Genomic DNA, 13,818 nt, shown 5'->3' with positions numbered 1-13,818 from the left:
CGCTTTTGTGGACGGCCCTTTACTTCGCTCTCTCGTTCGTTGCGATCTTCGTGGTTTGGTTCGCCGACAAGATGCGCTCGAACATCTCCCGGAAACGATAACCCGCAGCGCGTGTTCATCTCCGAAACATCCGGACACATCACATCTGCGCGCGCCTGGCATATGCCGCCAACTTGTCCCGTGCCCGCCGCAACTTGGACGCATTCGGCCGCCCTTCTGCGAGGCGTGTCTGGGGGCACGGCGGTGCCGTGTTGGACCAAACCTTCAGGGGTATATGACTGTGAAGAAGATTGTATTTGCTCTCGGTGCTACGCTTGCTCTGGCGACGGCTGCGAACGCTGCGGATCTGCCGCGCCGGCAGCCCGTGCCGGCCTATCCGGCCGAACAGGCGCCGATTGGCAAGATGCCGATTGGCAAGAGCCCGGTTGGAAAAGCCCCGATCGGCAAGGCGCCCGGCCCGGTCGCAGCGCGCTACTGAAGCGCAGCGGAATACGCGCAGATCTGCGTAGCAGCCGACAGTCAAGGGGTGTCGCGTGACGAACAAAGCTGATCGATCGGGATCCTGCATCCTCGCGGGCTTCGCCCTTGCGGCCATGCTCTCGTGCACGACGCCCTCGGCCTCGGCCCACCAGGCAAACAAGCGCGTTGCCGATGCGAACGCGCTTGCCACGACCGACACTGCCTCGCGACCTCAGCCGCAATCGACGCGGCGCTCCGTCGCGCGCGCGGAGAAAGGCCCCTACTACGTCGACTTCCGCGCGCGCACCGCCGCGAGCTGGGGCCATGCCTTCGTCTGGTACGGCAAGACCAGCGAGCGCGCCGTGGAGGTCGCAGGGCTCACACCAGCCGGCGACACGCTCGCTTACGTGCTCGGTCACATCACCTTTGTGCCGTCCGAGACCGGCGCGAGCTACGGCGATCTCGATCCGGAATACCTGACCGCGAGCTATCGCGTCTACCTGAACGAAGCGGACGCCAAGCGCGTGTTCGCCTACATCAAAGAATTGCAGGCGAACTCACCGGTGTGGAACGCGGAGACGGCCAACTGCACCGGCTTCATCGGCGACATCGCCGAATTCATGGGCCTCGAGGTCCCCAACCGCTGGCAACGCCCGGAAAACTTCGTCAACCGCCTCAAGGAAATGAACGGCGGCCGTCAGATGGTGCGGCTGTCGGCGGAGTAGCTCTTTGCTCCATACTCGGTGTCATTGCCCGCGAAAGCGGGCAATCCAGTATTCCAGAGACTGCGAGGCTAGAGCCGAGAGGCCACGGCGATCGGGATGCGCCGGCCGAGCCGGGGCATGACCATGGAGTTTGAGGAAAGAGCTTGCGCCATCAGGAGCGGCGCATTCGAATTGTCCGCGCCACGGAATCCCCTCGCCCCTCGCATGCCATTCCGTGCCCACCGCAGGCCCCGCTCATAGACTTTTGCCACCCCGGGCGGCATCCTCCAGCGCTCAGCCGACAACAGAGCGCCACGCGAGGCACGGGGGAAACACATCATGCTGCAGACACGGTTCACCAAACTCGTCGGCGTCGAGCACCCGATCGTCCAGGGCGGCATGCAGTGGGTCGGCCGCGCCGAGCTCGTCGCTGCCGTCGCCAATGCCGGCGCACTCGGCTTCATCACCGCGCTGACCCAGCCGACGCCGGAGGACCTGACCAGGGAGATCGCGCGCTGCCGCGACCTCACCGACAAGCCGTTCGGCGTCAATCTCACCATCCTGCCCGCGATCAAGCCGCCGCCCTATGCCGAATACCGCGCCGCCATCATCGAGAGCGGCATCAAGGTGGTCGAGACCGCCGGCAACAAGCCCCAGGAGCATGTCGACGAGTTCAGAAAGCACGGCGTCAAGGTCGTGCACAAATGCACCAGCGTGCGCCACGCGCTCTCGGCCGAACGGATGGGCGTCGATGCCATCTCGATCGACGGCTTCGAATGCGCCGGCCACCCCGGCGAGGACGACACGCCCGGCCTGATCCTGATCCCGGCCGCCGCCAACAAGATCAGGATCCCGATGATCGCCTCGGGCGGCTTTGCCGATGCCCGCGGCCTCGTCGCGGCGCTGGCCCTGGGTGCCGACGGCATCAACATGGGCACGCGCTTCATGGCCACCAAGGAGAGCCCGATCCACCAGCTCATCAAGGAGAAGATCGTCGCCAATGACGAGCGCGAGACCGAGCTCATCTTCCGCACCATGCGCAACACCTCGCGTGTGGCGAAGAACGCGATCTCGAGCAAGGTCGTCGCCATGGAGAAGGAGGGCGCGAAGTTCGAGGACATCCGCGAGCTCGTCGCCGGCGCCCGCGGCAAGATGGTCTATGCCACCGGCGATTCCGACGAAGGCATCTGGTCGGCCGGCCAGGTGCAGGGCCTGATCCAGGACATCCCGAGTTGCGCCGAACTGGTCTCCCGCATCGTGCGCGAGGCGGAAGCGATCATCCGCGGCAGGCTGGAGGGCATGATCGTTCATCCGCACCGTGAAGCCGCGGAATAGTCACCGCAAGAAACGAGAGTAATTCATGAAGGCTTACGTCTACGGCCCTGGTGGCGCTACGATTTCCGATGTCGCTCAACCACAGCCCAAGGGCTCGCAGGTGCTGGTCCGCGTTCGCGCCTGCGCCCTGAACCGGGCCGACACCATCATGCGCAAGGGGCACGCCCATGGGGCGGCCGGCGGCATCGGCACCGTGCTCGGCATGGAATGGGCCGGCGAAGTCGCCGAGCTTGGGCCGAATGCCAAGGGCGTCAAGGTCGGCGACCGCATCATGGGCTCGGGCGGCGCGGCCTTTGCCGAATATACGCTGGCCGATCACGGACGGCTATTCCACGCCCCCTCGAACATGAATTTCGAGGAGGCCGCCACTCTCCCCGTCGCGCTCACGACCATGCACAACGCCGTCGTCACCGTCGGCGGTGTGCAGCCGGGCCAGAGCGTGCTGGTCCAGGGCGCGAGCTCCGGGGTCGGCCTGATGGCGATGCAGATCGCCAGGCTCAAGGGCGCAAAGCTCGTGATCGGCTCATCGACCGATGCCACTCGCCGCGGCCGGCTGAAGGACCATGGCGCCGATCTCGCCGTCGATAGCTCCGATCCCCAATGGGTCGACGAGGTGCTGAAGGCGACGAACGGGGAAGGCGTCGATCTCATCGTCGACCAGGTCTCGGGCAAGGTCGCGAGCCAGAACCTCGCCGCGACGAAGATCAAGGGCCGCATCGTCAATGTCGGCCGGCTCGGCGGCACCCACGCCGACTTCAATTTCGACCTGCATGCGGCCCGCCGCATCGACTATGTCGGGGTCACCTTCCGCACCCGCACCATCGAGGAGGTCCGCGAGATCTTCGAGGAGGTCCGCAAGGACGTCTGGGGCGCGGTGGAATCGCGCAAGCTGCAGCTGCCGATCGACAAGGCGTTCGCGTTCGACGATATCGATCAGGCGTTCGAGCACATGGAGGCGAACAGGCATCTGGGGAAGATCGTGGTGACGCTGTGAGGGTTGTGGCAGTGAGACAAGAGCGGAGCGACGCTCTCTCCTCTCGTCATGGCCGGGCTTGACCCGGCCATCCACGTCTTTACCCCTTACGCAGAAGAACGTGGATGCCCGGGACAAGCCCGGGCATGACGGCGTCGGGGGATACGCTCCTGCAAGTCACTCGCGACTACGGCTGTGGATCGTCGCTTGATGTTCACCCACGCCCTGCTAAATCCCCGCCATGGCCTCTCAGCACAACAAGACCTCGGTCGCCGCGATCTCGATCTTCGCCAGTGGCGGCATGGCGGTGGCCAAGTTCGCGGTCGGGATCGCGATCGGCTCGCTGGCGCTGATCTCCGAGGCCCTGCACTCCTCGATCGACCTGGTCGCGACCATCATCACCTGGGCGGTGGTGCGGGTGTCCGACAAGCCCGCGGACGACGAGCACCATTACGGCCACGGCAAGCTGGAAAGCGTCTCCGCGCTCGGCGTCACCGCCCTGCTCTACGTGCTTGCCGGCGGCATCCTGGTCGAGGCCTATAGCCGGCTGAGCGAGGGAACCCCGCCGCCGACCATTTCGGCCGTGCCGTTCGTCGTGCTGGTGCTCGACATCGCCGTCAATCTCTGGCGTGCCCGCGCTCTGCAGCGCGCGGCGCGGGAGACCAGGAGCCAGGCGCTGGCGGCGGATGCGCTGCATTTCGCCTCCGACGTGATGGGCTCGTTCGCCGTGATCGTGGGCCTGATCCTCGCCGGCCTCGGCTTCTGGTGGGGCGACGCGGCGGCGGCCGCAGCGGTTGCCGTGATGATCGCCCTGCTGGGGCTGCGCATGGCCGGCTCCACCGTGCAGACGCTGGTCGACCGCGCCCCGGAAGGCGCGCAGGAGAAGGCCACCGCCGCGATCCGCGGCGTGCCGGGCGTGATCGACGTCGACCGGCTGCGCGTGCGCATGGTCGGAGCGACCACGTTCATCGACACCATCGCAAAGGTGCCGCGAACCTATCCGATCGACCGCGTCGAGGAGATCAAGCGCAACGCGCAAATCGCCGTGGACAAGGCGTTCGGCGACGCCGACCTCACCTTCACCGCCGTCCCCGTCGCACGCAACAACGAGACCGTGCGCGACCGCATCATGGTGATCGCGCACAATTCGGGCCTCGCCGTTCACCATGTCACGGTGCACGATCTCGGCGCCAAGCTGACCGTCAGCATCGACCTCGAGGTGGATGCCGACATGCAGCTCGAGGCCGCCCATGACGTCGCCAACACGCTGGAGCGCAACATCCAGGAGGAGTTCGGCGAGGACGTCGAGGTCGACGTTCACATCGAGCCATTGGAACCGGAACTGCCGTTCGGCGTCGATGCCGCACCGGAACGGGTGCAGACCATCGCCGCCGCGCTGGCCGAATTCGCCGGCGAAGGCGAGATCCACGACATCCATAATGTGCGTGTCCGCAACACTGACGCCGGCGAGATCGTCAATTTCCACTGCCGCGCGGCACCGTCGATGAGCGTGATCAAGGTGCATGAGCATGTCGACGCGATCGAGCGCGCGTTGCGGCGTGCGTTCCCGAGCGTGAAGCGCGTGATCAGTCACGCCGAACCGCCGCGCGCGTGATGCAGAACGTGCGGGGAGTCGCACGTTCTCGTTTCGGACTCCTCGCGCGCGCGGGTTTGCGGCGACCCGATGCACAAACTGCATGTTGGATAAGAATAATTTCGCGTTAACGATTCGTTGACTCTCGACAGCCCGCGAAAACTGGATTCAAATCAGTGTGATTCGGAAGCGACGTGGGGCTGCTTCCGAGCTTCAGTTGCAAGCAGGTTTTCAGGGGGCCGAAGGCATGTCGCGTGCAGACGCCGCGAACGCATGCGTCCAATCCGATTCGATCAAGGGATTGGCGCAATCGATCGCGAAACCTGCCTATCATCGGCTCCTGATCGCGGAGCCGGCGCTGCGCCGCGCCGTGCCGACACTCATCATCGCATTCCTGATCACGATCTGCCTCGGCGCATTCGTGCAGGTGGTCGACCAGACGCGGCAGAAGCGGCTGGTGATCAGCCACGACATTTCGGCCCTCGCCGACCTGCTCGCCGAGCGCATCGACCGCCTGACCTCGGTGCGGCAGGAACGGCTGAAGAACATCGAGAGCCTGCCGGCGCTGTTGTCGGATCTGATCCCGTCCTGGGGCACGGCCTCGGGCCGCCATGTCATCGTCACCTCGGCCGGCGTCGACCGCCGTATCCTCGCCCGCATCCCTGCACACAACGACTCCGTCGGCAACGACCGCCTGCTCGACGCGATCACCGCCGCGCAATTGATGACGGCGCCGCCACGCGACGGCAACGTCTCCGACTTGACGCTGCCGAGCGGCAACGCAGCGATGGCGACCTCGCGGCAGATCAAGTCGCTGCCGGGCTTCGTCACAGTGATCCAGGAGCGCAACGAGCCGATCTGGGGCTCGGACGCCGCGCTTTCGGTCACGCTGTCGGCGACCACCGGCTTCGTCGTCCTGATCCTCGGCTTCGCCTTCCACTGGCAGTCGACCCGCGCCCGCGAGGGCGACATCATCAACGACGCCGTGCGCGGCCGCATCGACACCGCGCTCAACCGCGGCCGCTGCGGGCTGTGGGACTGGGATCTGTCGCGCGGCCGGATCTTCTGGTCGCAGTCGATGTTCTCGATGCTCGGCCTCGACGGCCGCCACGAGCTCCTCACCTTCGGCGAGGTCAACGCGCTGGTGAAGTCCGACGACATCGACCTGTTCGCGATCGCCGACCAGCTCATCTCCGGCGAGATCGACCACATCGACCAGACCTTCCGCATGCAGCATGTCGACGGCCACTGGATCTGGCTCCGCGTGCGCTGCGAGAAGACGCGCGGGGCGACCGATGACAGCGTGCACCTGATCGGGATCGCCGTCGACATCACCGAACAGAAGAGCCTCGCGGAAAGGACCGTGGAAGCCGACCTCCGCCTGCGCGACGCGATCGAGACCATTCCGGAGGCCTTCGTGCTGTGGGATGCGAGCGATCGCCTCGTGCTCTGCAACTCGCACTTCCAGCGCCTGCACCGGCTGCCCGATACGGCCGTCATTCCCGGCACCTCCTACGAGACCGTGCTCGAGGTCGGCCGCATGCCGGAGGTGCGCACCCGCCACAACGAGACCGCCGCCCAAGGCCCGGGGGCGCGCACCTTCGAGGCGCAACTCGACGACGGCAGCTGGCTGCACATCAGCGAACGCCGCACCAAGGACGGCGGCTACGTCTCGGTCGGCACCGACATCACCCGCATCAAGGAGCACGAGCAGAAGCTGGTCGACAACGACCTGCGCCTGCGTGCCACCGTCATCGACCTGAAGCGCTCGCAGGCCGCGCTGGAGCGCCAGGCGATCGAGCTCGCCGACCTCGCCGAGAAGTACCAGCGCGAGAAGACCCGCGCCGAGGAAGCCAACCAGACCAAGTCGAAATTCCTGGCCAATATGAGCCACGAGCTGCGCACGCCGCTCAATGCCATCATCGGCTTTTCCGAGATCATGGGCTCGGGCATGTTCGGCGAGCTCGGAAGCGAGAGATACCAGGAATACTGCCAGGATATCCTGACCAGCGGCCACTATCTGCTCGAGGTCATCAACGACATCCTCGACATGTCCAAGATCGAAGCCGGCCGCATGAAGCTCGACATGGAAGAGCTCGACCTCTCGAAGACGCTGGTGGAGTCCCTGCGGGTCGTCACCGGCCGTGCGCAGGACAAGCGCCTGACGCTCGACGCCGACATCGCAAAACCCATCTCCGTCGTCGCCGACCGCCGCGCGACCAAGCAGATCATCGTCAACCTGCTCTCCAACGCCGTCAAGTTCACGCCCGAGGGCGGGCGCGTCGTGGTGCGCAGCCGGCAGCTCGAGGACAGGATCGTGCTGATGATCGCCGATACCGGCATCGGGATCGCGCCACATTCGCTGGCGCGGCTCGGCCGCCCGTTCGAGCAGGTCGAGAGCCAGCTCACCAAGACCTATCACGGCTCGGGCCTTGGCCTCGCGATCGCGCGCTCGCTGACGCAGCTGCACGGCGGCTCGATGCGGCTGCGTTCGAAGATCGATGTCGGTACCGTCGTCCGCGTGACCCTGCCGCGCGACGCGATCAAGGCGGCGTCCGGGATATCGGCTGCCGCGTAGCGATTCCTGCAACTTCGAGTGGCCTTAGGTTGAATCGGTTGGCGCGGCTCGGACACCTCGCCCGCTTGCAAAGCGGGAGAGGGAGTGCACCGCCGGTGCAGCAATCCGATCACATCACGCTATAGATCTCTACAATTGCAGCGTCGGCGCCACTTCCCGCGCCACATTGACCAGCGCAGCGATCAGCGGCGTCATGGGATCGCGCTGCGGGATCACTAGGCCGATGCTGTAATTGACCTCGGGATCGACGATCGGGATCGACCGCACCGTATCGGACAGGCCTAGCGTCTCGGCGAGCTTGGCCGGCATCACGCTCGCCCAACGCCCCGTCTTCACATGCGTGAACAGCACCAGCAGCGAGTTCGAGGTCAGCGTCGGCGTCGCCTCCGCGCCGACCGAGCGCAATGCGCGGTCGATGATGCGGCGGTTCTGCATGTCGGGCGTCAGCAGGCACAGCGGCACCTGGCCGACCTCCTTCCAGGTCACCGTCTCGCGGTCGCCGAACATCGCATCCGGCGCGGTCAGCAGGCGATAGCTCTCGTTGTAGAGCGGAATGGTGCGCACCTTGCCGATCGGCTCGTTCTCGATGTAGGTGAGCCCCGCATCGACCTCGAGATTTTCGAGCAGCCCCAGCACCTCGGACGAGGTGGTGGACTGGATGCGGAAGCGCACCTCGGGATGCTTGGCGCGAAACGGCGTCGTCAGCGAGGCGACCATGCCGAGCACGGTCGGGATCGCGGCGATGCGGATCTCGCCGGAGAGCTGATGCTTCAGCCCGTTGATCTCGTCGCGCATCGCGCGGGCATCACCCACGATCCGCCGCGCCCAGTCGAGCGCCCGCTCGCCTTCCGGGGTAAATCCCTGGAAGCGAGACCCGCGCTGGACCAGCATCACGCCGAGAATCTCCTCGAGCTGCTTCAGCCCGGTCGACATCGTCGGTTGCGTCACGCCGCAGGCTTCCGCCGCGCGTCCGAAATGCCGCTCCTTCGCCAGCGCCAGCAGCAGTTCAAGCTTGTCGATCAACCGGTTATCCCTTCGGATTCTGTGGTGGCATGCAAGCTAGCACGCCCAACCCCTTCCCAACACGCAAAAACCGCCTGCCGGAACGGCCTTAATCGCAATTTGAAATCGAGTGATCGCACTTGTCTATCGATCTGAATTCGCAATCGCAGCACGGGACAGCTTTATTGATCTTCGAATGATTCCAAATAGTTTGGGAGCAGGAAACGCACTGGTTGAGAATGAAGAATGACAGCGGTTTTTGATTGGGACGAGACGCGCGGCGCCGAGATCATCGCCGAACATGCCGGGCAGGAAGGCGCGACGCTCGTCATCCTGCATGCGCTTCAAGAGGCGTTCGGCCATGTGCCGCAGGCGGCAATTCCCATGGTGGCGAAGGCACTCAATCTGTCGCGCGCCGAGGTCCACGGCGTGTTCACGTTCTACCATGATTTCCGCCACAAGCCGGCCGGCCGCCATGTGCTGAAGCTATGTCGTGCGGAAGCCTGTCAGGCTGCGGGCGGCGATGCGCTGGCTGCGCGCGTCGAGGCAAGGCTCGGCGTCTCGCTCGGCAACACTACGGCTGACGATCGCGTCACGCTGGAGCCGATCTACTGCCTTGGCCTGTGCGCGACTGCGCCGTCCGCGATGCTCGATGGCCGCCTCATCGGCCGGCTCGATCAGAAGCGCCTCGATGTGCTGATTGCGGAGGCGCAGCGATGAGCATCCGCCTCTACGTCTCGCGCGATGCCGGTGCGGTTTCCGTCGGCGCCGACGAGGTTGCCCTGGCGCTGGAGCAAGCCGCAGCCAAGCGCGGCATTGCAGTGGAGATCGTCAGGACCGGCTCGCGCGGCCTCTACTGGCTGGAGCCGCTGGTCGAGGTGGCGACGCCCCAGGGCCGCATCGCCTTCGGGCCTGTCACCGAGGCCGACGTACCCTCGCTGTTCACCGCGCTCGCCGACAACACGCCGCATCTCTTGCGGCTGGGAGCGACCGACGAGATCCCCTGGCTCAAGCGCCAGACCCGCCTCACCTTCGCCCGTTGCGGCGTGATCGACCCACGCTCGCTCGACGACTACCGCGCCCATGGCGGCTACAAGGGCCTCGCGCGCGCTCTCTCGCTTGGCTCGGATGCGATCCTCGACGAAGTCACCGCGTCCGGCCTGCGCGGCCGCGGCGGCGCAGGCTTCCCCACCGGCATCAAATGGAAGACGGTTGCCCAGGCCAAGGCCGATCGCAAGTTCATCGTCTGCAACGCCGACGAAGGCGACAGCGGCACCTTTGCCGACCGCATGATCATGGAAGGCGATCCGTTCCTGGTGATCGAGGGCATGACCATCGCCGGCCTCACCGTCGGCGCGACCAAGGGCTACATCTACATCCGCAGCGAATATCCGCACGCGGTCGAGGCGATGAACGCGGCCATCGTCGCGGCGAGGCGCGGCGGCTATCTCGGCGCGAACATCGGCGACTCGAAGCAAGCCTTCGATCTCGAAGTGCGCGTCGGTGCCGGCGCCTATGTCTGCGGCGAGGAGACCTCGCTGCTGGAGAGCCTCGAAGGTCGCCGCGGCATCGTGCGGGCCAAGCCGCCGCTGCCGGCGCATCACGGCCTGTTCGGCAAGCCGACCGTGATCAACAACGTGCTGTCGTTCGCCGCCATCCCATTCATCCTCGCCGAAGGCGCCAAGGCCTATGCCGATTTCGGCATGGGCCGCTCGCGCGGCACGATGCCGATCCAGCTCGCCGGCAACATCCGCTACGGCGGACTGTTCGAGACCGCGTTCGGCGTGACGCTCGGCGAACTCGTCGACGACATCGGCGGCGGCACGTTCACGGGCCGTCCGGTCCGCGCGGTGCAGGTCGGCGGCCCGCTCGGCGCCTACTTCCCCCGCGCCCTGTTCGACACCCCGTTCGACTACGAGGCCTTTGCCGCGCGCGACGGCCTGATCGGCCATGGCGGCATCGTCGTGTTCGACGACAGCGTCGACATGCGCAGGCAGGCACGCTTCGCCATGGAGTTCTGCGCCATCGAATCCTGCGGCAAGTGCACGCCGTGCCGGATCGGCTCGACCCGCGGGGTCGAGACCATCGAGAAGATCATCAAGGGCGAGCGTGTGAGCGAGAATCTCGCGCTCGTCGAGGACCTCTGCAACACCATGAAATTCGGCTCGCTCTGCGCGCTCGGCGGCTTCACGCCCTACCCCGTGCTCAGCGCATTGAAGCACTTCCGGGAGGATTTCGCGCCGGTCCCGACCACGCTTCAGGCCGCGGAATAGGAGAACGACAATGTCTCTGATCGAAGACATCGACTTCGGCACGCCGGCTTCCAAATCGGAAACGATGGTGACGCTGACCATCGACGGCAATCAAGTCACGGTGCCCGAGGGCACCTCCATCATGCGCGCGGCGATGGATGCAGGCCACCAGATCCCAAAGCTCTGCGCGACCGACATGGTCGACGCGTTCGGCTCCTGCCGTCTCTGCCTCGTCGAGATCGAGGGCCGCGCCGGCACGCCGGCCTCCTGCACCACGCCTGTCATGAACGGCCTCGTCGTGCACACCCAGACCGAGCGACTGAAGAAGCTGCGCAAAGGTGTGATGGAACTCTACATCTCCGACCATCCGCTCGACTGCCTCACCTGCGGCGCCAACGGCGACTGCGAGCTGCAGGACATGGCCGGTGCGGTGGGCCTGCGCGACGTGCGCTATGGCTACGAGGGCGAGAACCACGTTTTCGCCAAGACACCTGGCAGAACGGACGGCTGCACCAATGACAATTGGATGCCGAAGGACGAGTCCAACCCGTACTTCACCTACGATCCCTCCAAGTGCATCGTCTGCGCGCGCTGCGTCCGCGCCTGCGAGGAGGTGCAGGGCACTTTCGCGCTGACCATCTCCGGCCGCGGCTTCGACAGCCGCGTCTCGCCCGGTATGAGCGAAAGCTTCCTCGGCTCCGAATGCGTCTCCTGCGGCGCCTGCGTCCAGGCCTGCCCGACCGCGACGCTGACGGAAAAGTCCGTGATCGAGATCGGCCAGCCCGAGCACTCCGTCGTCACCACCTGCGCCTATTGCGGCGTCGGCTGCGCCTTCAAGGCCGAGATGCGCGGCGAGGAAGTGGTGCGCATGGTGCCGTACAAGGACGGTAAGGCCAATCGCGGCCATTCCTGCGTCAAAGGCCGCTTCGCCTGGGGCTACACCAACCACAAGGAACGCATTCTTAAACCCATGATCCGCGAGCGCATCGAGGATCCCTGGCGCGAAGTGTCCTGGGACGAGGCGTTCTCGTTCGCCGCCGCCAGGATGCGCGGCATCCAGGCGAAATATGGCCGCGACGCCATCGGCGGCATCACCTCGTCCCGCTGCACCAATGAAGAGACCTATCTGGTGCAGAAGCTGATCCGCGCCGGCTTCGGCAACAACAATGTCGACACCTGCGCCCGCGTCTGCCACTCGCCGACCGGATATGGTCTGGCCACCACCTTCGGCACTTCGGCAGGCACGCAGGATTTCGATTCGGTCGAGGACACCGACGTCGTGGTGGTGATCGGCGCCAACCCGGCGTCCGCTCACCCGGTGTTCGCCTCCCGTCTGAAGAAGCGGCTGCGCCAGGGCGCCAAGCTGATCGTGATCGATCCGCGCCGCACCGAGATGGTGGAGTCCCCGCATGTGAAGGCTCTGCACTTGCCGCTGATGCCCGGCACCAATGTCGCGGTCATGACGGCGCTGGCGCATGTCATCGTCACCGAGGGCCTCGTCGACGAAGCCTTCGTGCGCGAGCGCTGCGACTGGAGCGAGTTCGAGGAATGGGCCGCCTTCGTCGCCCAACCGCAGAACAGCCCGGAAGCCACCGCCATCCTCACCGGCGTCGATCCGAAGGATCTGCGCGAGGCAGCCCGCACCTACGCGACCGGCGGCAACGGCGCGATCTATTACGGCCTCGGCGTCACCGAGCACAGCCAGGGCTCGACCACCGTGATCGCGATCGCCAATCTCGCCATGGCGACCGGAAATATCGGCCGTCCCGGCGTCGGCGTGAACCCGCTGCGCGGCCAAAATAACGTTCAAGGCTCCTGCGACATGGGCTCGTTCCCGCACGAGCTGCCCGGCTACCGCCACATCTCGGGCGACGCGGTCCGCGACCAGTTCGAGGCGCTGTGGAACGTCAAGCTCAACCCCGAGCCGGGCCTGCGCATTCCCAACATGTTCGATGCCGCGGTCGAAGGCACCTTCATGGGCATCTACGTGCAGGGCGAGGACATCCTCCAGTCCGATCCCAACACCAGCCACGTGGTCGCGGCGCTGTCGGCGATGGAATGCGTCATCGTTCACGATCTCTTCCTGAACGAGACCGCGAACTACGCCCACGTCTTCCTGCCCGGCTCGAGCTTCCTCGAGAAGGACGGCACCTTCACCAACGCCGAGCGCCGCATCCAGCGCGTGCGCAAGGTGATGACGCCGACGAACGGCATGGCCGACTGGGAGGTCACCATCGGCCTTGCCAAGGCGATGGGCTTCGAGATGAAGTACAGCCATCCCTCCGAGATCATGGACGAGATCGCGGCGCTGACCCCGACCTTCGCCGGCGTCTCCTACGCTAAGCTCGACGAACTCGGCTCGGTGCAGTGGCCCTGCAACGAGAAGGCGCCCGAGGGCACGCCGGTGATGCACATCGACGGCTTCGTCCGCGGCAAGGGCAAGTTCGTCGTCACCGAATATGTCGCGACCGACGAGCGCACCGGCCCGCGCTATCCCCTGCTGCTCACGACGGGCCGCATCCTCAGCCAGTACAATGTCGGCGCGCAGACAAGGCGCACCGAGAACGTGGTCTGGCATGCCGAGGACCGCCTGGAGATCCATCCGCACGATGCCGAGCAGCGCGGCGTGCGCGACGGTGACTGGGTGCGGCTGAAGAGCCGCGCCGGCGAGACCACGCTGCGCGCGGAGATCACCGACCGCGTCGCGCCGGGCGTCGTCTACACCACCTTCCACCACCCGGACACGCAGGCCAACGTCATCACGACCGACTATTCGGACTGGGCGACCAATTGCCCCGAATACAAGGTCACGGCGGTGCAGGTCTCGCCCTCGAACGGCCCGTCCGACTGGCAGAAGGCCTATGACGCGCAGGCGCGGCATTCCCGCCGCATCGCACCGGCCGAGGCCGCGGAGTAACCGC

The 13,818-nt window shown here is 65.8% G+C and carries 10 protein-coding genes; 9 read left to right on the top strand and 1 reads right to left on the bottom strand.

From position 1 onward, the window contains the following. The first annotated feature begins 274 nt into the window (after nucleotides 1-274). The 6 genes from EDE08_RS17125 to EDE08_RS17100 all read left to right on the top strand — a co-directional run bounded on the left by EDE08_RS17125 (nucleotide 275) and on the right by EDE08_RS17100 (nucleotide 7,643). The gene (locus tag EDE08_RS17125) at nucleotides 275-478 is read left to right on the top strand and encodes a hypothetical protein (protein WP_035718272.1); all 204 of its coding nucleotides are present in this window, start codon (nucleotides 275-277) and stop codon (nucleotides 476-478) included. Nucleotides 479-533: 55 nt separating this feature from the next. Then, complete coding sequence (locus tag EDE08_RS17120) at nucleotides 534-1,184, top strand: hypothetical protein (RefSeq protein WP_131870176.1); 651 nt, start codon at nucleotides 534-536, stop codon at nucleotides 1,182-1,184. Nucleotides 1,185-1,502: 318 nt separating this feature from the next. Continuing rightward, nucleotides 1,503-2,498, top strand: a complete 996-nt coding sequence (locus tag EDE08_RS17115) for an NAD(P)H-dependent flavin oxidoreductase (protein WP_131870177.1) — start codon at nucleotides 1,503-1,505, stop codon at nucleotides 2,496-2,498. Between the two features lie 25 nt (nucleotides 2,499-2,523). Next, complete coding sequence (locus EDE08_RS17110; RefSeq protein ID WP_131870178.1) at nucleotides 2,524-3,492, top strand: zinc-binding dehydrogenase; 969 nt, start codon at nucleotides 2,524-2,526, stop codon at nucleotides 3,490-3,492. Nucleotides 3,493-3,712: 220 nt separating this feature from the next. Beyond that, a complete protein-coding gene (locus EDE08_RS17105; protein WP_131870179.1) occupies nucleotides 3,713-5,086 on the top strand; it encodes a cation-efflux pump in 1,374 nt (457 codons plus the stop codon). A 226-nt stretch (nucleotides 5,087-5,312) separates the two neighbouring features. Beyond that, entirely contained in the window at nucleotides 5,313-7,643 is a 2,331-nt protein-coding gene (locus EDE08_RS17100; protein ID WP_131870180.1) for a PAS domain-containing sensor histidine kinase, read from the top strand. A gap of 129 nt (nucleotides 7,644-7,772) precedes the next feature. Here EDE08_RS17100 and EDE08_RS17095 read toward each other — a convergent pair whose 3' ends face one another. Next, nucleotides 7,773-8,666, bottom strand: coding sequence for a LysR family transcriptional regulator (locus EDE08_RS17095; protein ID WP_131870181.1), 894 nt, complete (start codon nucleotides 8,664-8,666; stop codon nucleotides 7,773-7,775). 225 nt (nucleotides 8,667-8,891) lie between these two features. Here EDE08_RS17095 and EDE08_RS17090 point away from each other — a divergent pair, with 225 nt between their 5' ends. Genes EDE08_RS17090 through fdhF form a run of 3 tightly spaced genes read left to right on the top strand, consistent with a single transcriptional unit; the run spans nucleotide 8,892 to nucleotide 13,814 of the window. After that, on the top strand, nucleotides 8,892-9,365 hold the full coding sequence (locus tag EDE08_RS17090) for a formate dehydrogenase subunit gamma (protein WP_131870182.1): 474 nt from the start codon (nucleotides 8,892-8,894) through the stop codon (nucleotides 9,363-9,365). Further along, nucleotides 9,362-10,918, top strand: coding sequence for a formate dehydrogenase beta subunit (locus EDE08_RS17085; RefSeq protein ID WP_131870183.1), 1,557 nt, complete (start codon nucleotides 9,362-9,364; stop codon nucleotides 10,916-10,918). Before EDE08_RS17090 ends, EDE08_RS17085 begins: the two co-directional genes overlap by 4 nt. A 10-nt stretch (nucleotides 10,919-10,928) precedes the next feature. Beyond that, nucleotides 10,929-13,814 carry a formate dehydrogenase subunit alpha gene (fdhF, locus tag EDE08_RS17080; protein ID WP_131870184.1) on the top strand — a complete coding sequence of 962 codons (2,886 nt, stop codon included), beginning with the start codon at nucleotides 10,929-10,931 and terminating at the stop codon, nucleotides 13,812-13,814. Nucleotides 13,815-13,818: the final 4 nt, after the last annotated feature.

The organism is Bradyrhizobium sp. R2.2-H (genome assembly GCF_004346455.1).
Classification (GTDB): Bacteria; Pseudomonadota; Alphaproteobacteria; order Rhizobiales; family Xanthobacteraceae; genus Bradyrhizobium; species Bradyrhizobium diversitatis.
The sequence above is the reverse complement of the archived record's forward strand: the minus strand, read 5'-3'. Positions and strand labels throughout refer to the sequence as shown.